The sequence below is a fragment of the Desulfobaculum xiamenense genome, from assembly GCF_011927665.1.
Classification (GTDB): Bacteria; Desulfobacterota; Desulfovibrionia; order Desulfovibrionales; family Desulfovibrionaceae; genus Desulfobaculum; species Desulfobaculum xiamenense.
Window position 1 is genome coordinate 80,284 of the sequence record NZ_JAATJA010000004.1, and the last position, 23,720, is coordinate 104,003.

General features: G+C 69.7%; 22 protein-coding genes. 21 read left to right on the top strand and 1 reads right to left on the bottom strand.

What is annotated here, in order from left to right:
* Window position 1 precedes the first annotated feature (1 nt).
* The 21 genes from GGQ74_RS14390 to GGQ74_RS14490 are packed head-to-tail and all read left to right on the top strand — an operon-like array spanning window position 2 to window position 21,917.
* Window positions 2-1,024, top strand: a complete 1,023-nt coding sequence (locus tag GGQ74_RS14390; protein WP_167942293.1) for a radical SAM/SPASM domain-containing protein — start codon at window positions 2-4, stop codon at window positions 1,022-1,024.
* The gene (locus GGQ74_RS14395; protein ID WP_167942294.1) at window positions 1,021-1,983 is read left to right on the top strand and encodes a class I SAM-dependent methyltransferase; all 963 of its coding nucleotides are present in this window, start codon (window positions 1,021-1,023) and stop codon (window positions 1,981-1,983) included. The genes GGQ74_RS14390 and GGQ74_RS14395 overlap by 4 nt, the downstream gene beginning before the upstream one ends.
* The gene (locus GGQ74_RS14400; RefSeq protein ID WP_167942295.1) at window positions 1,980-2,636 is read left to right on the top strand and encodes a PIG-L deacetylase family protein; all 657 of its coding nucleotides are present in this window, start codon (window positions 1,980-1,982) and stop codon (window positions 2,634-2,636) included. The genes GGQ74_RS14395 and GGQ74_RS14400 overlap by 4 nt, the downstream gene beginning before the upstream one ends.
* Window positions 2,633-3,643: a class I SAM-dependent methyltransferase gene (locus GGQ74_RS14405; protein WP_167942296.1), complete on the top strand. Its 1,011-nt coding sequence runs from the start codon at window positions 2,633-2,635 to the stop codon at window positions 3,641-3,643. Before GGQ74_RS14400 ends, GGQ74_RS14405 begins: the two co-directional genes overlap by 4 nt.
* Window positions 3,640-5,703 carry a glycosyltransferase family 4 protein gene (locus GGQ74_RS14410; protein ID WP_167942297.1) on the top strand — a complete coding sequence of 688 codons (2,064 nt, stop codon included), beginning with the start codon at window positions 3,640-3,642 and terminating at the stop codon, window positions 5,701-5,703. The genes GGQ74_RS14405 and GGQ74_RS14410 overlap by 4 nt, the downstream gene beginning before the upstream one ends.
* A 42-nt stretch (window positions 5,704-5,745) precedes the next feature.
* The gene (locus tag GGQ74_RS14415) at window positions 5,746-6,630 is read left to right on the top strand and encodes a sulfotransferase family protein (RefSeq protein ID WP_167942298.1); all 885 of its coding nucleotides are present in this window, start codon (window positions 5,746-5,748) and stop codon (window positions 6,628-6,630) included.
* 22 nt (window positions 6,631-6,652) lie between these two features.
* A complete protein-coding gene (locus tag GGQ74_RS14420; protein WP_167942299.1) occupies window positions 6,653-7,654 on the top strand; it encodes a glycosyltransferase family 2 protein in 1,002 nt (333 codons plus the stop codon).
* A 28-nt stretch (window positions 7,655-7,682) separates the two neighbouring features.
* Window positions 7,683-8,051 (top strand): EamA family transporter, encoded by a 369-nt coding sequence (locus GGQ74_RS14425; RefSeq protein WP_167942300.1) that lies wholly within the window; start codon window positions 7,683-7,685, stop codon window positions 8,049-8,051.
* A gap of 51 nt (window positions 8,052-8,102) precedes the next feature.
* Window positions 8,103-9,131 (top strand): NAD-dependent epimerase/dehydratase family protein, encoded by a 1,029-nt coding sequence (locus tag GGQ74_RS14430; protein ID WP_167942301.1) that lies wholly within the window; start codon window positions 8,103-8,105, stop codon window positions 9,129-9,131.
* The gene (locus GGQ74_RS14435; protein WP_167942302.1) at window positions 9,128-10,102 is read left to right on the top strand and encodes a glycosyltransferase family 2 protein; all 975 of its coding nucleotides are present in this window, start codon (window positions 9,128-9,130) and stop codon (window positions 10,100-10,102) included. Before GGQ74_RS14430 ends, GGQ74_RS14435 begins: the two co-directional genes overlap by 4 nt.
* A complete protein-coding gene (locus GGQ74_RS14440) occupies window positions 10,102-11,136 on the top strand; it encodes a Gfo/Idh/MocA family protein (RefSeq protein ID WP_167942303.1) in 1,035 nt (344 codons plus the stop codon). The genes GGQ74_RS14435 and GGQ74_RS14440 overlap by 1 nt, the downstream gene beginning before the upstream one ends.
* Window positions 11,133-11,615, top strand: a complete 483-nt coding sequence (locus tag GGQ74_RS16440; protein WP_167942304.1) for an acyltransferase — start codon at window positions 11,133-11,135, stop codon at window positions 11,613-11,615. The genes GGQ74_RS14440 and GGQ74_RS16440 overlap by 4 nt, the downstream gene beginning before the upstream one ends.
* On the top strand, window positions 11,615-12,730 hold the full coding sequence (locus tag GGQ74_RS14450; protein ID WP_167942305.1) for a DegT/DnrJ/EryC1/StrS family aminotransferase: 1,116 nt from the start codon (window positions 11,615-11,617) through the stop codon (window positions 12,728-12,730). Before GGQ74_RS16440 ends, GGQ74_RS14450 begins: the two co-directional genes overlap by 1 nt.
* Before the next feature lie 28 nt (window positions 12,731-12,758).
* A complete protein-coding gene (locus tag GGQ74_RS14455) occupies window positions 12,759-13,766 on the top strand; it encodes a dTDP-glucose 4,6-dehydratase (RefSeq protein WP_209280216.1) in 1,008 nt (335 codons plus the stop codon).
* Window positions 13,766-15,004 carry a DegT/DnrJ/EryC1/StrS family aminotransferase gene (locus GGQ74_RS14460; protein ID WP_209280217.1) on the top strand — a complete coding sequence of 413 codons (1,239 nt, stop codon included), beginning with the start codon at window positions 13,766-13,768 and terminating at the stop codon, window positions 15,002-15,004. The genes GGQ74_RS14455 and GGQ74_RS14460 overlap by 1 nt, the downstream gene beginning before the upstream one ends.
* On the top strand, window positions 14,994-15,641 hold the full coding sequence (locus GGQ74_RS14465) for a NeuD/PglB/VioB family sugar acetyltransferase (RefSeq protein ID WP_167942307.1): 648 nt from the start codon (window positions 14,994-14,996) through the stop codon (window positions 15,639-15,641). The genes GGQ74_RS14460 and GGQ74_RS14465 overlap by 11 nt, the downstream gene beginning before the upstream one ends.
* Window positions 15,638-16,582: a glycosyltransferase family 2 protein gene (locus GGQ74_RS14470; RefSeq protein WP_167942308.1), complete on the top strand. Its 945-nt coding sequence runs from the start codon at window positions 15,638-15,640 to the stop codon at window positions 16,580-16,582. Before GGQ74_RS14465 ends, GGQ74_RS14470 begins: the two co-directional genes overlap by 4 nt.
* Complete coding sequence (locus GGQ74_RS14475; RefSeq protein WP_167942309.1) at window positions 16,572-17,750, top strand: polysaccharide deacetylase family protein; 1,179 nt, start codon at window positions 16,572-16,574, stop codon at window positions 17,748-17,750. The genes GGQ74_RS14470 and GGQ74_RS14475 overlap by 11 nt, the downstream gene beginning before the upstream one ends.
* Entirely contained in the window at window positions 17,747-18,505 is a 759-nt protein-coding gene (locus tag GGQ74_RS14480) for a methyltransferase domain-containing protein (protein ID WP_167942310.1), read from the top strand. The genes GGQ74_RS14475 and GGQ74_RS14480 overlap by 4 nt, the downstream gene beginning before the upstream one ends.
* Window positions 18,502-20,313: a hypothetical protein gene (locus tag GGQ74_RS14485; RefSeq protein WP_167942311.1), complete on the top strand. Its 1,812-nt coding sequence runs from the start codon at window positions 18,502-18,504 to the stop codon at window positions 20,311-20,313. Before GGQ74_RS14480 ends, GGQ74_RS14485 begins: the two co-directional genes overlap by 4 nt.
* Complete coding sequence (locus GGQ74_RS14490) at window positions 20,310-21,917, top strand: hypothetical protein (RefSeq protein WP_167942312.1); 1,608 nt, start codon at window positions 20,310-20,312, stop codon at window positions 21,915-21,917. Before GGQ74_RS14485 ends, GGQ74_RS14490 begins: the two co-directional genes overlap by 4 nt.
* Here GGQ74_RS14490 and asnB read toward each other — a convergent pair.
* Window positions 21,914-23,719 (bottom strand): asparagine synthase (glutamine-hydrolyzing), encoded by a 1,806-nt coding sequence (gene asnB / locus GGQ74_RS14495; protein WP_167942313.1) that lies wholly within the window; start codon window positions 23,717-23,719, stop codon window positions 21,914-21,916. The genes GGQ74_RS14490 and asnB overlap by 4 nt on opposite strands.
* Between the last annotated feature and the right edge of the window lies 1 nt (window position 23,720).

Here is a 23,720-nt window from a genome sequence, read left to right on the forward strand (position 1 = left end):
CATGGCCGAGGAATCCGGACGCAGCAACGTGGACCGCATCCGCGACCACAGCGCCCTCGACGACGTGGACGCCACCCTCGGCGAGATTCTCGGGGAGCGTTTCGTCGAGTATCGCCGCCGCTGGCGCATGGCGGAGCGCGAACTCGTGGAGTTCCCGTTCCCGCTGTTTCTGGTCATGGAAACGGTGAACACCTGCAACTACCGCTGCATCATGTGCTTTCGGCACTCCATGCCCGCGCCGAAACCCCGCGTCATGCCGGACGACCTCTTCGAGTCCGTCATGGCCGAGGCCGCGGCCCACGGCTGCCCATCCCTGTCCGTGAACTGGAACAACGAGCCGCTCATGGACCCGAACCTTGTGCGCCGCGTGGCCCGCGCCCGAGAGAGCGGATTTGTGGACGTGCGCCTCAACACCAACGCGAGCCTTCTCGACGGGGAACGCTCGCGCGGGCTGGTGCGGGCGGGGCTGACGCGGCTTTCGGTGAGCCTCGACGCCGCCACGCGTGAGACCTACGAGGCTGTGCGCGTGGGCGGTAACTGGGACCGCGTGATGGGCAACATCGAACAATTTCTGCGAATCCGGAAGGAACTCGGCGCGCGTCTGCCCCTTTTGCGTGTGACCTTTGTGCGCATCCGCGAGAACGCCCACGAGGTCGACGACTTCGTGCGGCGCTGGAAGGGCGTGGCGGACTACGTGTCCATCCAGAGCTACGTGCCGCACATTCCCGGCGAACGGGCCATGGCCCTGCACCCGGACGTACGCTCGCACATGGCGGACATCACCTGCTCCCAGCCTTTCGAGCGGCTGGTGGTGGGCGTGGATGGCGACGTCTATCCCTGCTGTTCTCCCGTGGGTACCGAAATCCACCTTGGCAACGTGCGTGAGACGCCACTGGCCGAGATATGGCGGGGGGCCATGTCTCGGCGGCTGCGCACGATGATGCGCGAACGCACGTGGGACGGCTTCGACGTCTGCCGCCGCTGCCTGACCGGCACCTTCGGCGCGCCGGGGGAGGGCGCATGAGCGGGCGTCGGCATACGGCAGCGTCCCTTGCCGAGGAGGCGCGGGCCTTCGATGTGCAGATGCGCGAGCGGCTGGCCGCCGGGCATGTGCCGGACCTGCGCCGTTGCGGACGCTGCGAGTGGTTCGACAACAACCCGTGGCGCGATGAGGCCTTTGTGGACCTGACCTATGGCGAGCGCTTCCGCTTCGTCGCCGCGCGCCTCGCTCCGGCCTCGCGGGTGCTGGAGGCGGGCTGCGGGCCGGGATTTCTGTCCCTCGAACTGTCGCGGGCCGGGCACGATGTGACCGGGGTGGACGTCTCGCCGGTGGCCATCGACGCCGCGCGGGAAACGGCGGCGTCCTCGCCGCCCGTGCCGGGAGCGGGGGCGCTGCGCTACGAGGTGGCGGATTTTCTCGACCTCGCGGATGGGGGCTATGACGCCGTGGTCTTCTCCTCGTCGCTGCATCATTTTGCCAATCAGGACCGGGTGGCGGCCCATGTGGAGCGGCTTCTGGCTACCAATGGCGCGGTGTGTGTCATGGAGCCATGCCGGGAGCGGCTGGACCGCGCGGGCGCGGCGGTGTGGCTTCTGGCGGAGTCGCTGTTGTCCGCTGCCGGGGCGTTTTGGCGGGATGTGCCGCCGTGCCGGGAGCGCGAGGAGTTGGACGCGGCGCTCGATGCCTATCTGCGGCGCGGGCGCTGGCTTGGCGAGCGGGGCGAGCGCGTGCAGTCCCCCCACGACATGGAGGCCGGAATGGAGGATATGCTCTCCGCCTTGGGCGCGCGCTTCGCGCAGGAGGCATTCGAGTGGGAATACGCCTTCTTCGGCAACGTCATCGGCGGAATGCGCCTTGGCGACAGGCGGCGCGAGGCCGCGCTCGCGCGGCATATGGCCCTTGTGGACGCCTGCCTCGTGGAGCTTGGGGCGCTGCCCGCCGTGGGCTTTCGCTGGTTCGGCCGCAAGGGGGGAGGGGCATGACCCGAAGTGTTCTCGCCATTGGCGCGCATTTCGACGACATCGAACTCGGCTGCGCGGGAACCCTCATCCGGCACGTTCAGGCGGGACACCGCGTGACCATGCTCGTGCTCACGCATTCCGGCTACACGCTTTCCAATAACGACTGGGAGCGCCCGGCGAAGTTGGCCTTTGCCGAGGGGCGCTCCGGGGCGGCCATCATTGGTGCCGATCTCGCCTGCCTCGGGCTGGAGAATCGTAGGCTGGCCTTCCAGCCGGACCTCATCTCGCTGATCGACGAGGAAGTGGTCCGCGTGGGGGCGGACACCATCTATACCCACTGGGACCGCGACGTGCATCAGGACCACGCCGCCGCCGGTGCGGCGTCGCTCACGGCCGGGCGCAGGGTGGACAACGTGTTCATGTACCGCAGCAACTGGTACCAGAGCACTGAGGTCTTCCGCGAGAACTACTGCGTGGACATTTCGCGCCATATGGAGCGCAAGATCGAGGCCATCCGCGCCCACGCCTCGGAGGTGGAGCGGCGCGGCGAGGAGTGGATAGCCTTTTTCCGTGGGGAGAACGCCCGCACCGGTGCGCGCTGCGGCGTGGCCTTCGCCGAGGGCTTCCAACTGGTCAAGGGCGTGTGGAGCTACGCCGACGGAGGAATTCCATGACCCTGCGCGAAAGCGACATCCGGCCCGACGAACTGCGATCCCGCCTCGCCGAGGCCGCTTCGGCGGATGCCCGCTGGCTGGCGCGGCGCGTGGGGAGCTTTGTGCTGGTGCCGTGTCCGGCCTGCCAATGCGTCGAGCAGGAGACGGCCATGCAGAAGGAGGGAATGACATGGCGGCGCTGCCTCGCGTGTGGCACGCTCTACGTCAGTCCTCGGCCGGACGAGGATCTGCTGGCCCGCTATTATGCGCGCTCCGAGTCATACCGCTTCCAGAATGCGGTGCTGTTTCCGGCGTCCGCCGCCGCGCGCGCGGAGCGCATTTTCGCGCCCCGCGCCAGACGCTGCGAGGAACTGTGCGAGCGCATGGGCCTTGGACGGGGGCTGACGCTGGTGGAAGTGGGGCCGGGCTTCGGACTCTTCGCGCAGGAGGTCCGAAAGCTCGGGCGCTTCTCGCGCATTGTGGTGGTGGAGCCGGTGCCGGAGCTTGCGGCCACCTGTCGGGCGCTTGGCGTGGAGGTGGTGGAGTCCACGGTGGAGCGCGCGGGATTGCCCGATGGAATGGCCGATGTGGTGGTCAGCTTCGAGTGCATCGAACACATGTTCTCCGTGGCCGGATTCTTCGAGGCCTGCCTGCGCGTCCTGCGTCCCGGCGGGCTGTTCGTTGTCACCTGCCCCAACGGCGAGGGCTTCGACATTTCCATCCTCGGGAGCCGGTCGGGCACCGTGAATCATCAGCATCTGAACCTTTTCAACACGCGCTCCCTGCCCTATCTGGCCCGCAGGTGCGGGTTCGAGGTGCTGGACGTGACGACCCCCGGCGAGCTGGACGTCGAACTCGTGCGACGCGAGGTGCTGGCTGGGCGCTTCGATCTGGATGATAGGCCCTTTTTGCGCTGGGTGCTGATGGACGAGTGGGGGCGCATCGGCGGGGCGTTTCAGCGTTTTCTGGCCGACAATGGCATGTCTTCGCACATGTGGATGGCCGCCCGTAGACCGGAGGCGTCATGACCGTTCTCGCGCTGGCAGTGGACCGCAACGACGCGTGCTGGCTGCGTTCGAGGTTCCGGGCCTTCGGTGGGGACGCCGTGGTCGCCGCGACGACGCTGGCGGCGCAGGACGCCCTTGCCGGGGCGGGCATTCCTTTCCGGATCTTCGAGGCCGAGGCATGGGATGTGGACAAGCAGGCCTTGTCCGACGCCGCACGCCGCATGGCCGCCACATGGCACCTGGCGGACGCGCTGCGTGGGCATCCGGACATGCTCACCGCGGCCACCCATCGTGACATCCCCCTGTATCCCGTGCTGTTCCACACCGTGTTCCTTGGCATGTTCGAGGCCATGCAGGCGCATGTCTTCATGCGACGGGTGCTCGACACCGTGCGCCCTCGCCGGGTGGTCATGGCCGAGTGGGGAGATCCCTTCGCATCGGGACTTTACGGCGTGCTGGCCTCGGAGGAGGGGCTGGAGCGCGAAGCCTTGGCCGGGTTGTGCGCGAGTAGAGGCATCGCCGTGGAGCGCGTACCGTTTGTGCCCGAGGACGCCGCGATCGAAGAGGACGGAGTGTGCCCGGTGCGCGGAGTGCTTCCGGTGCTGGCGCGTAAGGTCGCCACCGTGCGCGCGGACCCGGCCAGCGTGTGGCGGCGGTTCAAGCGGGCCTTCGCCGGCGCGGACAGGGGGCGCATGACGTGGGAATCCGACGGTCCGCCCGCAGGCAGTCCGTCCGTCCTCGTGCGGACGTGGGCGGGGCATTATCTCGATCAGGTCCTGCCGGTGGTGACGCTTCTGGCCGGACGCGGCGCGGCGGTGACCGTGGCCGTGGAGGGCGGTATTCCTTCGCGCTGGCAGGTGCGGCGGCTGCACAGAGTCGGTGCGCGGCTTGTGCGGTGCGCGTCCGGATTGCAGGTTCGCGCCGCGTTGCGCCTGCATTGGGAGCGGTTGGGACGCGCCGCGCTGCGGGCCGTGGAGGAGGCCAGCGCCGAACTGTTTGCCGACGGCAACGGGGAGAGCTTCGCCGGGCCCGCCATGGCCGTGATGCGTCACGCGCTCGTGCGGGGACTGCCCGACGCGGCCGCGGACATCGAATGCGGGCGGGAGCTTCTGGACCGCGTGCGCCCGGACGTGGAACTTTCGCATTTCGCGGTGGCGGCGTCCGGCGTGGGCGGCGTGCTGCCCGCGCGGGTCGCTGGCGTGCCCACGCTGACCATCGGGCATGGTCTGCATGTGTACACGGAGGCGGAGCGGGACGTGTTCGCCACGCGGGTGTGCGCCACGGCCGGGACCGTGCATCGCGAGGCCGCCATGCATGCGCTGGGCTGCGCGGCGGAACTGCTGCCCACGGTGGGGGACTGTCGGCTCGATATGCTGGCTCCATCGGATGGACGAGCGCGTGCGGTGCGGCGGCTTGGCCTGTCGCCCGCGCACCCGGTGTGCGTGGCCTGCGTGACCGGGCCGTGGACGCAGGCCCGCGAGGCGCGCCATGCCGATGCCCGGACTCTGCGCGGGGTGCTGGCGCTACGCCGCGAGGTTCCGGGCGTGCAGCTTGTCTACCGCATGCATCACGGGGCGGACGCCGCACCCTTCCGGGGCGCCGTCGAATCCCTTGGCGACGCGGGCGTGATCTTCCAGAGTGCGCCGAATCCGCCGCTGCCCGAGGTGCTGCGTGCGGCGGACGTGGTCATCGCGCATCAGGGCAGCGCCATCGCCGAGGCCGTGCTGTGCGGGGTGCGTGTTATTTACCTGTGCGCGTTGGCCCCGGAGGAGCCGTCGAGCCTCGACTGTCCGGTCATCGTTCCGGTGCGGCGGCTGGAGGATCTGCCCGGTGCGGTGCGTGGGATGCTGGCCACGCCCATGTCCCGGCGCGAGGTCCGCGAACGCGCGCAGCCGTGGCTGGAGCGCGTGCTGTGCGGAGCGGACGGCGGCGCGGCGCGGCGCATGGCGGACCTTGTGCTTGCGCTCGCCGCGCGCGGGGACGAGCCGGGTTTCGAGGATTGGCTCGATAGGCAGCGCGCCAGCGCGGCGTTTTCATCCGCCTCGTGGCAGAAGACGTTTGGAACGGACGCGAAGACCTGATATGACGGTATGGTGGACACTCTGCCTTCACGAAATGGGGCCTTGGCCCCCCTGCGCGGCGAGGACTTCGTCTTCGTCGTCGGCAGCCCGCGAAGCGGCACGACATGGCTGCAGCGTCTGCTGTCGTGTCATCCACTCGTGGCCACCGGGCAGGAGAGCGGGGTGTTCGATTCCTACATCGGCCCGCAACTTCGCGCGTGGCGGCGGGACATGGCCCCGGACTCCACGCGCCCGGTAGGCCTTGGCTGTCACATGACCGAGGCGGAGTTCATGGCGGCGCTCACGGCGCACATGGACGCGCTTCTGGCGTCCATGCGGGTGAGGATTCCCGAGGGCGGGCTGTTCGTGGAGAAGACCCCGTCCCATGCGCTCTACATGCGCGAGATCGCGGAGCTGATGCCCGGCGCGCGCTTCGTGCATATGCTGCGCGACGCACGCGAGGTCATCACATCCATGGTGGTCGCCTCGCGCACGTGGGGGGAGGACTGGGCACCGCGCTGCGCGCGGGACGCGGCACTGTTGTGGGCGCGGCACGTCAACGCCGCGCTGGCCGCAGGACGCGAGCTTGGTCCCGAACGGGTGACGCTGGTGCGTCACGAGGACCTGCGGGCCGACACTGCGGCCGTGTTGGCGCGACTGGTGCGCGGGTTTTTGCGCCTCGACTGGGAGGACGCCGCCGTGGCCGAGGCCGTGGAGCGCAATCTGCGCCGCAGGGGGCTCGACGGCATGGTCCGCCCCGGCGTGCCGCTTCCCCTTGGCGGTGAGTGGTCCAGACGACTGGGGACCGACGCCGCGCCGGAGCCGGAGGGCTTTGCCGGAGGCGGCGGGTGGCGGCCCGGATTCGTCGGGCGGATTTCGGCGTGGGTTGCGGCCCGGAGGGCCATGGAGCGTGCGGGCTATCCGTGGCGTCAGCCGTGGCGGTGGTAGGGCATTTCGCGGGAGGAGCGGCATGCGGATTTCGGTCATCGTGCCCACCTATCGTCGTCCCGGCGAACTGGGGCGCTGTCTGCGCAGCCTCGCCGGGCAGACGACGCATGGTTTCGAGGCGCTGGTGGTGGACAACGCCGCCGATGCCGGGGTGCGCGCGCTGGTGGAGGGCATGGCCGCAGGCTTTCCCGTCCGGCTGGATTACGTTCCCGAGCCGCGTCTCGGGTTGCATTTCGCCCGCAATGCGGGCATCCGCGCCGCGCACGGGGACCTTCTGCTCTTCACCGACGACGACGCGACGTTTGCATCCGGCTGGTGCGCGGCCTATGCCGAGGCCTTTGCCGCCCACCCGGACATGGCCGCCGCCGGGGGGCCGGTGCGCGCGGCGTGGGAGGTTCCGCCGCCGGACTGGCTTGTGGCCTTCATGGGCGGGGAGGGCACCTTCCCCATCCTGAGTCTGCTTGATGGCGCAGACGCCTTCCGCAAGGGCCGGGAAGTCTTCTACGGGGTGAACATGGCCGTGCGGCGCGAGGCCCTCGTGGCGGCTGGCGGCTTCAACCCCGAGGCCTTCGGCGAGGTGTGGCTGGGCGACGGCGAGACCGGACTCATGCGCGCCCTGTGGGCGGCCGAGCGGCCCGTGGGCTATGTGCCCGAGGCCGAGGTCTTTCACCACATTCCGCCCGCACGGATGACGCGGGCCTATTTCGAGCGGCGTATGGCCAACGGCGGAGCCATGGATGCCTACGCCCGCCACCGGGGGCGCGTTCCGGGGCGGCTACGGCTTCTTCGCAGTGCGGCGGGCATCGCCCTGCGCAGCCTCGGCGACTGGCTGGGGGCACTTGTGCGGCGGGGGACGGACCGCGAAAGCCTCGAACTGGCGCTTCGGGCCGCACACAGCCGCGCGCGCTGCGCCTATCTGCTGCGGCTGGCGGGGAGCGACGAATTCCGAAACCTCGTCAACCGGACGAACTGGCTGGAGAACGATGCTCACGCCGCGCCGGGGAATGGACACCGCACGGCGTGAGCGCGCGAAGGCGCGAGGAGGGAGGCGCATGGGCTACCTGTTCATCCTCGGCACGGTGCTGACCACCGTGTACGGCCAGATCGCCATCAAGTGGGGCGTGTCGCAGCGTGGTGGCCTTCCGGGCGGCGCGTGGGACAACGCCATGTTCCTCTTCGGTCTCGTTTTCGATCCGTGGATATTCTCGGGGCTTCTCGCGGCGTTCGTGGGAGCCCTGTTCTGGCTTGCCGCACTCACGCGTTTCCAACTCAGCTTCGCCTACCCCTTCATGAGCCTCAGCTTCGTCCTCGTCCTCGTCCTGTCGGCCCTCGTGCTCCACGAACCGCTGAATATCCACAAGATCGCCGGAGTGGCGCTCATCGTGGCGGGAATCGTGGTGTCCAGCCGGGGGCTTGGCTAGCGGCCGCATGGTCCGTGCATCCGGGGCGCGTGCCCCGGCAGGGGGAAAGACATGGCAACCGTTCTGGTCACGGGTTCGGGAGGCTACATCGGCACCGCGCTGGTGGACCGTCTGCTCGCGGACGGGCATCGCGTCATCGGCATGGACCGCTATTTCTTCGGCACCGGGCTTCTGGGCGACACCGTCGATCATCCGGGTTTCACGCTTGTGCGCGAGGACGTGCGCTCCTGCCGCGTGGAGCATTTCGCGGGCGTGGACGCGGTGTGCGACCTCGCCGCCCTGTCCAACGACCCCGCCGGGGATTTGGACCCCACCCTCACGCAGGACATCAATTTCCACGGCCGCGCCCATGTGGCGGCCACGGCCCGCCGCGCCGGGGTGCGGCGCTACGTGTTGGCCAGCTCGTGCAGCGTGTATGGCCGGGGCGAGGGCGTGCTCGACGAGGACTCGCCGCCGCGTCCCGTGTCCGAATACGCGCGGGCCAATCTCGCCGCCGAAAAGGCCGTGCTGGAACTGTCCTCGCCGGACTTCGCGGTGACGGCGCTTCGGCAGTCCACGGTCTACGGCCTGTCCAAGCGCATGCGCTTCGACCTCGTCATCAACCTCATGACCCTCAACGCCGTGGAGCGCGGGGTGCTCAACGTGCTGGGCGGCGGCACGCAGTGGCGGCCGCTGGTGCACGTGCTCGACGCTGTGGAGGCCTTTGCGCTGGTCCTCGGGGCGGACCCGGCCCTCGTTGGCGGGCGCGTGTTCAACGTGGGCAGCGACGCCCAGAATTACCGCATCCTCACCGTGGCCTACATGGTGCGCGAGCGCCTGCCCTTTCCCGTGCGCGTGGACCTCACGCCCTCGGACCCCGACCACCGCGACTACAACGTCTCCTTCGTCCGCATCCGCGACGTGCTGGGCTTCACGCCCCGCCATACGCCGCACGAGGCCGTGGACGACATCTACGAGGCCATCAAGCTCGGGCGCGTGGACACGGGACCGCGTACCGTCACCGTGAAGTGGTACCGCTACCTGCTCGACGCGGACCGCGTGCTCTCCGAGGTCAAGCTCGACGGGAGGCTTCTGGCATGAGCGGCAAATGCCCGCTGATCTCGGTGGTCACGCCGGTCTACGAGTCGGCGGGCTGCCTCGACGAACTCCACCGCCGCGTAGCGCAGGCCGTGGAGCCTCTCGACGCGGACTTCGAGCTGGTGATGGTGGACGACGGGAGCGCCGACGGCTCGTGGGAGGCCATCCGCGCCCTGAACGCGCGTGACCCGCGCGTGCGCGGGGTGCGCCTGTCGCGCAATTTTGGCCAGCACTACGCCATCACCGCCGGGCTGGACAGAGCGCGCGGCGAGTGGGTGGTGGTCATGGACTGCGACCTGCAGGACAGGCCAGAGGAAATTCCCGCCCTGTACGCACGGGCGCTGGAGGGCCTTCGCATCGTGTTCGCGCGGCGCACGGATAGGCGCGACGGCCTGCTGAAGCGCACCGGATCGCGGCTGTTCTACGTGGCGCTGCGCCATCTGGCCGGGGTGGACATCGACCCGCGCACGGCGAATTTCGGCATCTTCCACCGTACGGTGGTGGAGAATTTCCGCCAGCTTCGCGAGCGCAGCCGGGCCTTTCACGTGCTGGTGCGTACGCTGGGCTTCCCGGCCGGGACTGTGGACGTGCGCCACGAGGCGCGCTTCGCCGGGCGCTCTGCCTACGACTTCGCACGGATGTTCGCGCTGGCTGTGGACATCATCGTTTCCCAGTCCGGCAGGCTGGCCACGCTGTCCTTCGCGGTGGGCGTGGCGCTGGCGCTGTTCGCCTTCGGCTACGGGCTGTTCCTCATGGCGCGCAAGGTGCTGTGGGCCTATCCGGTGCCCGGATGGACCAGCGTCATGGTCTCCCTGTACCTCATCGGCGGGCTGGTGTTCATCAACCTCGGCCTTCTTGGCCTTTACCTCGGCAAGACCTTCGACGAGGTGAAGCGGCGGCCGCTGTACGTGGTGGCCGAGACCTGCGGCGAGGACACCGCAGAGGGGCGCGTCCGGCCCGAGGGGGTGGGCTGATGCTCGGCGTGGCGGTGGTGGGCTGCGGCTACTGGGGACCGAACCTCGTGCGCAATGTGGTGGCCTGTCCGCACACGCGGCTGGTGCGGGCATGCGATTTGGACGCCGGGCGTCTGGCGCGGGTGCTGGCCCCGTATCCCGGCGTGGACGCCTGTACGGACCTTGCCGAGGTATTGGCCGATCCGCGTGTTGAGGCCGTGGCCGTGGCCACGCCCGTGCATACCCACCACGCTGTGGCGCGGGCCTGTCTGGAGGCCGGGCGGCACGTGCTGGTGGAGAAGCCCATGGCCGCCTCCGTGGCCGAGGGGCGCGAGCTTGTCGAACTGGCCATGCGCAAGCGGCTGGTCCTCATGTGTGACCACATCTTCTGCTACGCGGGCGCGGTGCGGGCCATGAAGGGGCTGGTGGACGCCGGGCATCTCGGGGAGTTGCTGTATTTCGACTCCGTGCGCGTGAATTTGGGCCTCTTCCAGCGCGACGTGAACGTCATCTGGGACTTGGCCCCGCATGACCTTTCCGTGCTGGCCCTCGTCACGGGGCGGCGGCCCGTGGCCGTGACCGTGCACGCGGCGCGGCTGGCGGGCTGGCCGCAGGAGAACATCGCCTACGTGGCGCTGGACTTCGCCGATGGCTTCATCGCGCATCTGCATCTCAATTGGCTTTCGCCTGTGAAGATACGCAAGACCATCATCGGCGGCAGCGAGCGGATGATCGTCTGGAACGACCTTGACCCTGTGGAGACGCTCAAGGTCTACGACAAGGGCGTGGTGGTGGACGCCGGACCGGGCCGCGAGGAGCGCGACAGGATGCTCGTGTCCTACCGCACGGGCGGGGTGGCCTCGCCGCATGTGCCGCAGGGCGAGGCGCTGGCTGCCGTGGTGGCGGAGTTCGCGGCGGCCATTGCCGAGGGGCGCGAGGCCCTGACCGGCGGGCGCGAGGGGCTGGACGTGCTGCGCGTTCTGGAGGCGGCGCAACGCTCCGTGGAACGCGGCGGGGAACGGGTGCGGGTGGATGACGCGGAGGAGAGGCCATGACGCGCTTTTCGTGCATCGCGGCGGACGTGCGCCTTGGGGCCGGGGTGGTGCTGCGCGACTTCGTGAACCTCTACGGCTGCGAGGTGGGCGACGGCACGCGCATCGGAACCTTCGTGGAGATACAGAAGAACGCCAGCGTGGGCCGCAACTGCAAGATTTCGAGCCATACCTTCGTCTGCGAGGGCGTGCGTATCGGCGACGGCGTCTTCGTTGGGCACAACGTGAGCTTCGTCAACGATCCGCGCCCGCGCGCCGTGGGGGACGACGGCGAACCCCTCGGCGACGGCGAGTGGACCGTGGTGCCCACCGTGGTGGAGGACCGCGCGGCCATCGGCTCCGGCGCGGTGATCCTGTGCGGGGTGACCATCGGCCGGGGCGCGCTGGTCGGTGCCGGGGCCGTGGTCACGCGCGATGTGCCGCCCGGCGAGGTGTGGGTGGGCAATCCCGCCCGGTTCCTCAAGCGTGTGGAGGACATGTGATGCGCGTGCCGTTTTTGGACCTCGCGGCGCAGCATGCCCCGCTGGCCGGGGACATCCTCGCGGCGTGGCGCGGCGTGCTGGAGGCCGGGGCCTTCGTGGGCGGGGAGCACGTGGAGGCCTTTGAGCGCGAGTTCGCCATGGCTTGCGGTACGCGGCACTGCGTGGCCGTGGGCAGCGGCACGGACGCGCTGCGCTTCGCGTTCATGGCTCTTGGCCTTGCGCCGGGGGACGAGGTCATCGTTCCGCCCATGACGTTCATCGCCACGGCGGAGGCCGTGACGCAGGCCGGAGGACGGCCCGTGTTCGCGGACCTCGACCCCGCGACGCATACCCTCGACCCCGCGCGCTTCGAGGCGGCCATCACCCCGAAAACGCGCGGCGTGGTGCCCGTGCATCTCTACGGTCAGCCTGCGGATATGGAGCCGATCCTCGACGTGGCAGGGCGGCGCGGGCTGTGGGTGGTGGAGGACGCGGCGCAGGCGCACCTGGCCACCTATCGCGGACGCATGGCCGGGAGCATGGGCCATGCGGCGGCGTTCTCCTTCTATCCCGGCAAGAATCTCGGGGCCTGCGGCGAGGCCGGGGCCGTGACCACGGACGATGCCCGTGTGGCCGCCGCCGTGCGCGTGCTGCGCGACCACGGACAGGCGACCAAGAACGTGCACGAGCGCGAGGGCTATAACGGCCGTTGCGACGCGCTTCAGGCCGCGGCCCTTCGGGTGAAGCTGCCCCGGCTGGCGGCCTGGAACGCGAAACGTGCCGAGCTTGCCGTGCGTTATGGCGAGCTTCTGGCCGCAGTGCCGGGGGTGGACGTTTCCACCGAGGCCGAGGGGCGTTCGTCGAGCTGGCATCTGTATCCGGTCTTCGTGGAGCACCGCGACCGCGTGCGGGAATTCATGACGCGCATGGGCGTGGGCACCGGGGTGCACTATCCCGTGCCGCTGCACCTCATGCCGCCGTACGCGCACCTTGGGCATCGGGAGGGCGATTTCCCCGTGGCCGAGGACTGCGCCCGGCGGGTGCTGACCCTTCCGCTGTATCCGGAAATGAACGAGGCGCAGGTGGCGATCGTGGTGGAGGCCCTGTCGCGGGCCGTGGCCGCCGCCGCGAGGTGAGGGACAACGAATCGCGCGAGGAGAGGGCATGGAACTGGAAGGACGGCAGTGCCTCGTCACGGGCGGGGCGGGATTTATCGGCTCGCATCTGGTGGACGCGCTGTTGGAGCGCGGAGCGAGGGTGCGCGTGCTGGACGACTTTTCCAACGGCAGCGCGGAGAACCTCGGCACGCAGGCCGGACGCGCCGGGCTTGAGATTGCTCGGGGTAGCGTGGTGGACCCCTTCGACGTGCGCCGCGCCGTGGACGGGGTGCAGGTCGTTTTTCATCTCGCCTGCCTCGGGGTACGGCATTCGCTGGCCCATCCCTTCGCCAACCATCGCGTCAACGCCGAAGGCACGCTGTTGCTGCTTGAGGCCGCGCGGCGGGCTGGTTGCGCGCGCTTCGTGCACTGCTCCTCGTCCGAGATTTACGGCAGCGCGCGAAGCGTGCCCATGAGCGAGGCCCACTCCGCGCGACCGCGTACGGTGTATGGCGCATCCAAGCTGGCGGGTGAGGCCAGCGCACGGGCCTACCATTCTGCTTACGGCCTGCCGGTGGCCGTGGTGCGGCCCTTCAATGCCTATGGTCCGCGCTCGCACCACGCCGGGGACGCCGGGGAGGTCATCCCCAAGTCCATCGTGCGGGCCATGGCTGGGCTGGACGTCACCGTGCATGGCGACGGCACCCAGACGCGCGACTTTACCTATGTGACCGACGTGGCCGAGGCGCTGGCCCTTGCGGCGGAATGCGACGCCTGCGTCGGGCTGACGCTCAACGTGGGCAGCGGACGGGAAATGGCCATTGGCGAACTGTGCGCGCGCGTGGTGCGGGCCGTGGGCAATCCCGAGGCCGTGGTGGCCCACACGCGCGAGCGCCCCGGCGATGTGCTCCGCCTGCTGGCCGACGCCTCGCGCTTCCGGTCCCTGACGGGGTGGGAGCCGAAGGTGAGCTTCGGCGAGGGGCTTTCGCGTACCGTGGAATGGTTCGCTCGGCATCCTGCCGGGGCCGAGGCGCTGGCGCGGCAGGCTCCGGAACGCAACTGGGAGGAATGGTGATGATACCCGTTGCCAGACCATGGCTTGGCGAGGAGGAGGCGGCCGCCGCCCGCGAGGCGATCCTGTCCGGATGGGTGACGCAGGGGCCGAGGGTTGTGGCCTTCGAGGGGGCCTTTGCTGAGCGCTGTGGGGCCACGCATGCCTGCGCGGTATCCAGCTGCACCACGGCGCTACATATGGCGCTTCTGGCCGTTGGCGTGCGGCCCGGCGACGTCGTCGTCACCGTGAGCCATAGCTTCATCGCCACGGCCAACGCGGTGCGCCACTGCGGCGCGGAACCGGCCTTCGTGGACGTGGAGCCGGAGACCTTCAACATGTCGCCCGAGGCCCTTGAGCGCTTTCTGGAGGAGGACTGCGCCCTGCGCGACGGCGTGCTGCGACACGATTTCGCCACGCGCGGCGGGCTGCCGTCCGAAAGCCCGCTCTGGGCCTGCGGGGGTGGGCGCGCCGGGCGGGTGGCGGCTGTGCTGCCCGTGCACCAGCTTGGCATGCCCTGCGACATGACGCGCATCCTCGCCATCGCCGGGCGCTTCGGGCTGCCCGTGGTGGAGGACGCGGCCGGCGCGGCGGGAAGCGCCCTGTCCGTGGACGGCGGAGCGAGCTTCGCCCCTGTGGGCAGGCCCCACGGCGCGGCGGCGTGCTTTTCCTTCCATCCGCGCAAGATTCTCACCACCGGCGACGGCGGCATGCTGACCACGGCGGACGCGGCCTTGGACGCGGCCTTCCGACTGTACCGCCAGCACGGCATGAGCGTGTCCGACGCGGTGCGCCACAGCGCGCGCAGGGTGACCATCGAGTCCTACGTCACCACCGGCTACAACTACCGCATGACGGACATTCAGGCCGCCGTGGGCGTGGTGCAGCTCGGCAGGCTGGATGACATGATCGAGGGGCGTCGGCGTCTGCGCGCCCTGTACGAGCAGGCGCTTTCCGGTGTTGGCTGGCTGCGTCTGCCCTGCGAGCCGCGCCACGCCCGTTGGAACGTCATGAGCTATCCGGTGCGCCTCATGCCGGACGCTCCCGTCGGGCGCGACGAGTTCATGCAGCGCCTGCTGGACCGTGGGGTCGCCTCGCGGCCCGGGGTCATGAACGCCCACGCGGAGCCGCCCTACCGCACGGGGCTTCGCCTCCCGCATTCCGAGGATGCGCGGGAGCGTGTGGTGCTTCTGCCCATGTTCAACGGCATGAGCGAGGCGGACGTGGAGACCGTGGCGCGGGAGGTGCGCGGTGTCGGATGACGTGCTGCTTTTCCCCTTCGGCGGCAACGCGCGCGAGGCGCTGGCCTGCATGCTGGGACCGGGGGCGGTGGCGCGCCCGGCGGGCTTCGTGGACGATGACCCCGACACCCACGAGCGCGAGTGCTGCGGCGTGCCGGTTCTCGGCGGGCGGGAGTGGCTGTCGCGCATGCCCTACGTGCGGGTGCTGGCGGTGCCGGGTAGCCCGGCCACCTATCGCAAGCGCGCTGACATCATCGACGGACTCGGCCTTGCGCGGGGGCGCTTCGCCACGCTGGTCCATGCCCACGCTAGCGTGGCGCGGGACGTGGAGCTTGGCGTCAACACGCTGGTCATGCCCGGGGCCTTTGTGGGGCCGGGGGCTGTTGTCGGCGACCACTGCCTGATCATGGCCGGGGCCGTGGTCTCGCATGATACGCGGGTGGGAGCGTATTCCATCGTCGCGGCCGGGGCGGTGCTGGCCGGGTTCGTGACTGTTGGGCGAGGCTGCTACCTCGGTGCGGGCTGCCGCCTGCGCGAGGGTGTGCAGGTGGGCGACGGGGCGCTGGTCGGCATGGGCGCGGTGGTCCTCGCCGACGTGCCGCCGGACGAGACATGGGCGGGCATCCCCGCCCGACGGCTGGCGGAGGCTGATGCATGAGACTTTCGGCGGTCATCCCGGCCTACAACGAGGCCGCGAACATTCCCGTCACCGTGCCCGCGGTGCTGGGGATGCTCGATGCCGCCGCCGAGGGCTGCTCTGTGGAGGTCGTGGTGGTGGACGACCACTCCACGGACGGCACCTTCGGGGCCGTGGCCGCCCTAGGCGACGCGCGGGTGCGTTGCCTGCGTCTGTCACGCCGCTCGGGCAGCCATACGGCGCTTCGGGCCGGGCTGGCCCATGCGCGGGGGGATGCGGTGTTCTGCATCGCGGCCGACGGGCAGGACGATCCGGCGGCCATGGCGGAGATGGTGGCCAAGTGGCGGGCTGGCGCGCAGGTGGTGTGGGCCCTTCGCGAGCGTCGCGACGAGGGCCTTGCGCGGGTGCTGACGGCGCGGGCGTTCTATCTGCTGCTGCGGCTTCTGACTGGTGGCAACGGCGGCATCGACCTCTCGCGGGCGGATTTCTACCTGCTGGACCGGGCCGTGGTGGACGCGGTGCGCACCTGCCGCGAGCGTAACACCTCGCTTTTCGGGCTGCTGGCGTGGATTGGCTTCGCGCAGGACAGCGTGGACTACGTGCGCAGGCCCCGCGTCAGCGGACGATCCAAGTGGAGCCTTCGCACGCGCTGGCTTCTGGCCAAGGACTGGCTCATCGCCTTTTCCGGCCTGCCGCTCAAGGCGGCCACGTGGCTGGGGCTCGCCTCGTCGCTGGCGGGATTCTGCCATGCGCTGTGGGTGGTGTGGCTGGCGCTCGGGCAGGGGGTGCGGGTGGAAGGCTGGGCGTCGCTCATGGTGGCGGTGCTGGTGCTTGGCGGAGCGCAGCTCTTCATGCTCGGCGTGTTCGGCGAATACTTGTGGCGCAACCTCGACGAGGCCCGTGGGCGGCCCAACTGGTTCATTGAGCGCGACAGCGCCGGGGAGGGCGGTGATGTCTGCTGACAGGCGATTTCGGGAATATTACGCGCTGGAGATCGTACCCGGACCGGCGCCCCTTGCGCGGGAGCTGTGGATGGACGGCATGCGGGCCTTCATTCCCTTCCGCGCCGGGCTGGTGGACCAACGGGCGGTTCCTGCCGACGAATCCCGCGTGGTCTTCTTCGGTGAATTTCCCACCGGCAGGCTGGCGCTGGTGTGGGAGAACGGCGAGGGCGGCGCGCAGTGCGCCTTTAAGCGGGATGAATGGGAACGCATGCTGCACGACGAGTCCTACCGTCCGGAGCATGTCCGTCCGCTCTCGGCGCGGTTGCCCTTCCACTACCACCGATTGCCGGGACCGCTGCGCAATGCGCTGGCCGGGGCCGTGCTGGCTGTTCGGGGCCGGGGTTCGCACCGTGCGCATCCGGTTACGCCGCACAATCCGGGCTGCGCCTTGGTCCTGCGTGCGCTGCGTGGGCCGTCGGCCTTGGCGCGCACCGTGGTCCTCACCCATGATTGCGACACCGCCGACGGTCTCGCCCGTGCCCACGAGCTGGCTGCCGTGGACGAGTCGCTGGGGTGGCGCGCCCTGTGGAACGTTGTGCCGGGCACCGAGCCGGACCCATCGCGGCTGGACCACCTGCGCGGTCATGGGCACGAGATCGGCCTGCACGGGCTGACCCATGACAACGACGAGGCTTTTCTGGCGGCGGACGCCCTGCGTCATGCCCTCGACGCCCTTGCCCCTTTCCGCGAGCGCTACGGGATTCGGGGTTACCGGGGGCCGAGTTGGTACCGCACGCGGACCATGTTTGACGTGCTGGAGGAATTCTTCGACTACGACCTGACCTGCCTCGACAACGACTTCGTGTGTCCGGGCGGGCATGGCGGGGTGGGTGATGTATGGCCCTTCCGCATGCGTCCCGGACTGGTGGAAATGCCCTGCACGTTGCCCTTCGAGGCGCCGCTGGTGGCGGGCGGGGTGCGGCCGCAGGCGCTGACCGACTGGTGGTGGCCCAAGGTGTGCTGGCTGGCGCGTTGCGGCGGGGTGCTCGTGATCAACACCCATCCCGATGCCCACTACTGCGGGCGGCCCGAGGTGCGTGAGGCCTATCGCGCGCTGCTGGTGCGTTTGGCCGCCGAAGGCTGGATCTGCGCCTTGCCGGGGGATGTCGTCGGGAGGGTGCCGTGAGGGAGGAGCTGTACGACCGGTTGGCCGAGGTGGAGGACACGCACTGGTGGTTCGTGGCGCGTCGGGAGTTGGTGCGCGAGATGCTTCGCGGGCGCTGCGCGGCCGGGGCCTGCTGGGCGTTGGACCTCGGCTGCGGCACCGGTGGAAATCTGCCCCTGCTGGCCGGTCTGTGCGGGAGCGCCGTGGGGCTGGACCTCTGTGCCCATGCCCTGTCGCTGGCGCGTTCGCGTCAGCCGGGCGCGCTCCTCGTGCGTGGGGACGCCATGCGTGCGGCGTCGGTGTTTCGGCCCGGCAGCTTCGACGTGCTGACCATGTTCAACGTGCTCTATCACCAGTGGGTGGCCGACCCGGAAGAGGTCCTCGCGCAGGGGCGCGAACTGCTACGCCCCGGCGGCGCGCTGCTGGTGACGGAACCGGCCTTCGCCTGTCTCATGCGCGGGCACGATCGGGCGGGCATGGGCCAGCGGCGCTTCACCCTGCCCGCCATGCGCTCCATGCTGCGCCGGGCCGGGTTCGTGAATCTGCGCGGCACCTATTTCAACGCCGCCGGGCTTCTGCCCGCTCTCGTCCTCGCCTTGTGGGACCGCCTGCGCGGTGGAGACGCCCCCCGGACCACCGCCGAAATTTCGCACCCGCCGCGAGTGGTGGAGACGCTTCTGGGCGCGGCCATGGGCGGGGAGCGCTGGCTGGTGCGCCGGGGCCTGTCCGTGCCCGTGGGGCTGACGCTTCTGTGCGTGGGCGAGAGGCGGCGATGACCGCTGCGGGAATGGGCATACGCCGGGCGCTGCGGGCCGCGCTGTGGGTAGGCCTTGCGCTGGCGAGCCTCGCCGCGAGCTTCCTTTACGCCTACGAGCCGACCATCGACACGCCAAACACCGCCGACGAAACCATGTCCATGACCATGGCCCTCACGGGCTTTCGCCATGGGCATCCGAGTTTCGGGTATCTCGCCGACGGCGAGCCGAGGCGCATGCCGCCTGCCGTGCTCATGCCGCTGACCCAGTACCTCTACGGTGCGCTCATGGATGTGACCCCGCCCATGGAGCGCATTCCCCGCGCCCGGCTGGTCGCGCGGGTTCTGAACGCGTGCGCGCTGTTTTTGTGCCTCGCCGCCGTGTGTGTGGCCGTGCCGCGTCCGCTGCGCGTGGCGGATGTGAGCGTGGCCGTGGTGGGTTGCGCGTGCGTGGGCTACATGTTCCTGTTCCTGCGCTCGTTCTGCTATGTCGGCTCCTCGGCGCGCTACGACGCCGCCGGGCTGGCCGCCGTATCGGTCCTCGCGCTCATGACGGCGCGATTCATGGCGTGCGCTGGCCGTGGCAGGCTCGCCGCCGTGGGACTGTGGGCTGGGCTGTGCGCGGTGATCAACCACATTCCCTTTCTCATCGGTATGGCGGGCTACGCGGCGCTGTGGGCGCTGTGGCTGTGGCGCGGGAGGATGCGCGGCTGGCGCGTGCTGTTTCGCGAATTCGCATGGGGCAATGCCGTGGCCGCCGCGGGCTGCGGCGTCGGGGCGCTGGTGGCCGCGCGGCTGCTTCTGGACATTGATTTCGACGCGGGCGGGCGCATCGCCGTGGATGGGCTGGCGGGCATGCTTGGGGAGCGCGTGGCCGATGTGTGGAATTCCGGGCTGTTCGGCTATCTGCGCCGCATCTGGCAGGTTCGGACGGCGGACATGATGAGCGCGGCGTGGGGCGCGGGGCTGGCGCTGGCCGTGGAGCGCCTTGTGCGGCGGCGTTTCGTCCGTGCGGGAGATGACGCTCCCCCCGGTGCCGGACGCACCGCCGAGAGCCTGACGCTTCTCGTCCTGTGGCCCGCCGGGGTGGCGCTGGCCGCGCGCGCCATGCCCGATCCACGCTTCACCTATGAGGCCATGCTGTTGGCGGCGGTGGTTCCTGTCTCTTTCGTGGCCCTTGTCCGTTCGCGCGGGAATGGGCTCCTGCGCGTGATTTTGGCCGTCATGCTGGCCGTGGTGCTGGTGATGCTGCATTCCAAGCACGATCTGGGATTCCGGGCGAATTTCCCCGGCGAGCATCCCGTGGCCGAGGGCTTCAGGGGCTACGCGCGGGCTGCGGACTGGAACATGCCCGATGTGCGTCGCAATCACGTTCGCGCCGCCCACCTGCGCGCCATGCTACGCATCGTCGATGCCGAGGGCGGCGGCGTGCTGGCCTTCGACCCCATGCTGGCCCTGCTGGACGGCGGGGGGCGGCGCTTTTTCTATCTGTGGGACACGGTGCCCGTGGGGGATGACGCACGGGTGCTCGCGCTGTTCATGCGCCGCCATGGCGTGCGACTGGTTGCGGTCACGCCCGCCGGTGGCGCGACGTGGCTCGAACCGGTGGGCCTGCCGCGCGTGGAGCGTCTGCTGCTCGATGCCGATGGCAGCGCACCTGTGACCCTCGGCGAGGTGGATGGGGAGCGCATCGTGGCGCAATTGGTGCGCGAGACGCGCTCCGACGATCCCGAACTGGCGGACGAGACGTACGCCTACAGCCATGAGCCGAGCACTCCCGTGCGCGTGTTTGCGGTGCAGGCGCAGCCCGTGGCGGAGGGGGGCAGGTGATCGAGAACCGCAACGGACTGTGGCCATGGGCCGTGGCCGCCATCCTCGGTGTGGGCGTCGGGGCGCGGCTGGTGCAGGTGACCGGCGACGGCTTCGGCTACGACGACTATGCGCTCATGGAGGGCGTGGACGGTCCCTTTGGGCAGTACGCTCGGGCCGGGGCCTATCTGCTGCCGACGCGGCTGGTCTGCTGGCTGGTGTATCGTTTGCTCGGCGGGGAACTGTGGTGTTTTCTCCTGCCTGCGGTGCTGGTCGGCGTGGGGACGCTTTTCGTCGTGCGCGAGGGGCTGGCCCGGCACTGGCCGGAGCGCTTCGAATTGCACGCCGTGGTCCTCGGGCTTCTGGCCTTCTCCACGCATGGCCTCTACGTGTCCGGCTATGCGAGCGTTACCTACGCGGTGAGCTTTTTCGTGGCCTGCTGGCTGTTCTTTGTGTTTCTGACCCTTGCGGAGCGCGATTTTGGGCGGAGGGAGGCCGTGGCCCATGCTCTGCTGTTCGTTCCGGCGGCCTTCTTTTCCAACGTGACCATTCTGGTGCCCGTGGGGGTGGGGGGAGCCGCAGCCCTTGCCGTGCGCCTCGTGCGCGAGCCCGGCATGCGCGGAGTGGGGCCGGTGGTTCGGGCGCTTGCATCCATGTGGCCGCTGGCCGTGTTTTTCGTGGTGCATGCCGCGCTGTGGTACGCCTTTCCCTTTGCGAACCTCGGTCACGATGCGCGCCCGGACATGCGTGCCTATTTCTTGGCCTCCTCCGGCTTTTCGGACGGCGGTGTGCTTGGCGTGGCGCGCTTCGTGGTGCATGGCGGGCTGATTATGATTCTGCAGGCCTTCCGCCAGAGTGTGGATGGCGTGCTGACCATGCGCGGGAACCTCATGATGCTCAAGATACTGGCCGGGGTGTGCGCGGGGTGCGTGGCTGTGGTCGCCTTTTCGCGCCTTGGCGATGGGCGGTTGAGCCGTCGTGCGCTTTTCGTGTGGGCGTATCTGATTCTGCTTTTCGTCGTCACGGCGGCGGGTGGCGTGGCCGGGGTGTTTCCCTATGGGAACCTGCGCTATGCCGATGCGTTGCTGTTGCCCATGTGTGTGGCGTTGGCCACCACGTTTTCGCCGGTCCAGCGCGTGCAGCCGGACGTCTCGCGCAGCACGGCCGCCGTGGTGTGCCTCGCGGTGGCGGCGTTTGGCGTCTTCCTCGTGTTTCGCAATCATGATGAGCTTGTGCGCGTGCGCGAGAGCAATCACTCCGTGCTCACGGTGGTGCGCAAGGCCGATGTGCCGCATATCTTCTACGCGGCCTTCCAGCGCCCGGTGCTGCTGGCGCGGGCGCCGGAGATCGTGCGCGATGGCGTGCCCATGGGGTGGGGCGCGGTCTACGGGCAGACCGCTCCGGCCGAGGCCGCGCTGGCCGTGCTGGACGCCCTGCCCCCTGCCGTCATCGTCATCGCGCCGTCGCGCCACAGTTTCGACACGGCGTATTCGGCGTATGCCGAGGCCTTTGCCCAGCGCGGATATCGCCTGACCAAGTACAAGGACGGGGCCAATATCTGGGCCGCTATGTTCGAGTGGATCGGGGATGAGCCGCCGGAGTGGAACGCCGCGCCGGGGCGCTAGAGCAGGAGCCTGTGACGGTAGGCCGTAAGCCACGCCTCGATGGCTAGCGCCTTCCAGATGGCGTCGGCGTTGTCGCGCCGGGGCGGGGCGTGGGTGTCGAGTGCGTGGGCCACGACGCTTGCGTCGAGGAGTGTTCCGGTCGCGATGGCGTCCGGGCCGAGGAGCGTTCGCCGCGTCCAGTCGGCCAGCGGTCCCGCGAACCATGCGCCAAGCGGCGCGTTGAAGCCACGCTTGTCGCATCGCGCGGTAATGGTGGGCGGCAGGAGCGGGGCGAGGGTCTCGCGCAGGACGACCTTCAGTCTGGGCCCGCGAATGTGGTCCAATGAGTCGCGGGCGAGGACGTATTCCACCAGCCGATAGTCCAGCAGCGGCAGGCGCGATTCGATGGACCACGCCATGCTCGTGCGGTCCTCCACATGGAGCAGCGCGGGCAGATAGTGCAGCACGTCGTCTCGCAGGCGTTTGGCCATGCCCATTTCCGGGCGCGTCCAGCCATGGGCGGAGTTCGTCGCCGGAGCAACATCGTGCGCGAGCAGTCCGTGCGAGGCGTGTTGCCCGCGCAGACGGCGAAGCGCCGCGCCAAGGGCCTCGCGCAGGAAGGTTCCGCTTGTGGCGAGGCCCGCCAGTTCCCGGACGAGGCGGCCGCGCATTCCCCGCGTCGCGAGGCTTCGCAGGTGGCTTGGCACGTGGTGCCAGTAGCCGCCGAAGAGTTCGTCCCCACCCTGCCCGCCAAGCGACACCACTACCCCATTCTCCCGCATGAGCGCGTTGAGCAGATACTGGTTCACCGCGCCGGGTCCGGCCTCGGGATGGTCCATCACCCGGATCAGTTCGCCGAGGCTGCGTCGCCATGCCTCGGGCGTGATGAGGGTTTCGCGGTGGGCGAGGCCGAGGCGTTCGCGCATGGCCTGCACGTGGGGGCGTTCGTCGAGCTCCGGCGCGTCCGGGAAGTGGCCGGAAAAGGTATGCGGCGCGTGCCCAGCGCAGGCCGCGAGGGCCACCACGCCCGAGGAATCCGTCCCCCCCGAGAGGTGGAAACCGAGCGGCACGTCGCTTCGCAGGCGCAGGCACACGGCGTCGGCGAGGAGGGCGCGCAGTTCCTGTGGGGTGGCGTGGGCACTGGTTTCCTCGGGGATGTGCCACCAGCGGCGGATGTCCACACGCAGGCCGTCCGGGCCGGGCGTCGCCGCGAGCCAGTGGCCGGGCGGGAGCTTTCGGATGCCGTCGAACCATGTGTCGTCCGAGTGGGAGTAGCCGCTGGCAAGCCATGCCGCCACCTCGGCGGTGTTGACGGCCACTGGCGCGTCGAGCATGGCGAGGATGGCCTTGGCCTCGCTGGCGAAGACGAGCGTGTCGCCGCGCCGCGCGTAGACGAGGGGCTTCACGCCGATGCGGTCCCGCGCGCAGATGAGTTGCCTTTCGCTTTCGTCCCACAGGGCGAAGGCCCACATGCCGTTCAGGCGCGGCAGGCAGTCGCGCCCCCACTGGGCGTAGGCCGCCAGCAGCACCTCCGTGTCCGTGCCGGTACGGAAGGTGTGCCCCAGCTCGCGCAGTTCGTGGCGCAGTTCGATGTAGTTGTAGATCTCGCCGTTGAAGACGATGGTCAGATGGCCGAGGCGCATGGGCTGCACGCCTGCGTCGGAGAGGTCGATGACCGCCAGCCGCCTGTGCCCCAGCCCCACCTCGTGGGCGGTCCATAGGCCCTGCGCGTCCGGGCCGCGATGCGTCAGTGTCGCCAGCGCGGCGAGCATGCGCTCGCGGGGGATGCCGGAGCCGCCCACGTATCCCGCAATGCCACACATG

Excerpts from the sequence above, each read along its gene's own strand:
- GGQ74_RS14390 (WP_167942293.1), top strand. The coding sequence starts at position 2 with ATGGCCGAGGAATCCGGACGCAGCAACGTGGACCGCATCCGCGACCAC.
- GGQ74_RS14395 (WP_167942294.1), top strand. The coding sequence starts at position 1,021 with ATGAGCGGGCGTCGGCATACGGCAGCGTCCCTTGCCGAGGAGGCGCGG.
- GGQ74_RS14400 (WP_167942295.1), top strand. The coding sequence starts at position 1,980 with ATGACCCGAAGTGTTCTCGCCATTGGCGCGCATTTCGACGACATCGAA.
- GGQ74_RS14405 (WP_167942296.1), top strand. The coding sequence starts at position 2,633 with ATGACCCTGCGCGAAAGCGACATCCGGCCCGACGAACTGCGATCCCGC.
- GGQ74_RS14410 (WP_167942297.1), top strand. The coding sequence starts at position 3,640 with ATGACCGTTCTCGCGCTGGCAGTGGACCGCAACGACGCGTGCTGGCTG.
- GGQ74_RS14420 (WP_167942299.1), top strand. The coding sequence starts at position 6,653 with ATGCGGATTTCGGTCATCGTGCCCACCTATCGTCGTCCCGGCGAACTG.
- GGQ74_RS14425 (WP_167942300.1), top strand. The coding sequence starts at position 7,683 with ATGGGCTACCTGTTCATCCTCGGCACGGTGCTGACCACCGTGTACGGC.
- GGQ74_RS14430 (WP_167942301.1), top strand. The coding sequence starts at position 8,103 with ATGGCAACCGTTCTGGTCACGGGTTCGGGAGGCTACATCGGCACCGCG.
- GGQ74_RS14435 (WP_167942302.1), top strand. The coding sequence starts at position 9,128 with ATGAGCGGCAAATGCCCGCTGATCTCGGTGGTCACGCCGGTCTACGAG.
- GGQ74_RS14440 (WP_167942303.1), top strand. The coding sequence starts at position 10,102 with ATGCTCGGCGTGGCGGTGGTGGGCTGCGGCTACTGGGGACCGAACCTC.
- GGQ74_RS16440 (WP_167942304.1), top strand. The coding sequence starts at position 11,133 with ATGACGCGCTTTTCGTGCATCGCGGCGGACGTGCGCCTTGGGGCCGGG.
- GGQ74_RS14450 (WP_167942305.1), top strand. The coding sequence starts at position 11,615 with ATGCGCGTGCCGTTTTTGGACCTCGCGGCGCAGCATGCCCCGCTGGCC.
- GGQ74_RS14455 (WP_209280216.1), top strand. The coding sequence starts at position 12,759 with ATGGAACTGGAAGGACGGCAGTGCCTCGTCACGGGCGGGGCGGGATTT.
- GGQ74_RS14460 (WP_209280217.1), top strand. The coding sequence starts at position 13,766 with ATGATACCCGTTGCCAGACCATGGCTTGGCGAGGAGGAGGCGGCCGCC.
- GGQ74_RS14470 (WP_167942308.1), top strand. The coding sequence starts at position 15,638 with ATGAGACTTTCGGCGGTCATCCCGGCCTACAACGAGGCCGCGAACATT.
- GGQ74_RS14475 (WP_167942309.1), top strand. The coding sequence starts at position 16,572 with ATGTCTGCTGACAGGCGATTTCGGGAATATTACGCGCTGGAGATCGTA.
- GGQ74_RS14485 (WP_167942311.1), top strand. The coding sequence starts at position 18,502 with ATGACCGCTGCGGGAATGGGCATACGCCGGGCGCTGCGGGCCGCGCTG.
- asnB (WP_167942313.1), bottom strand. The coding sequence starts at position 23,719 with ATGTGTGGCATTGCGGGATACGTGGGCGGCTCCGGCATCCCCCGCGAG.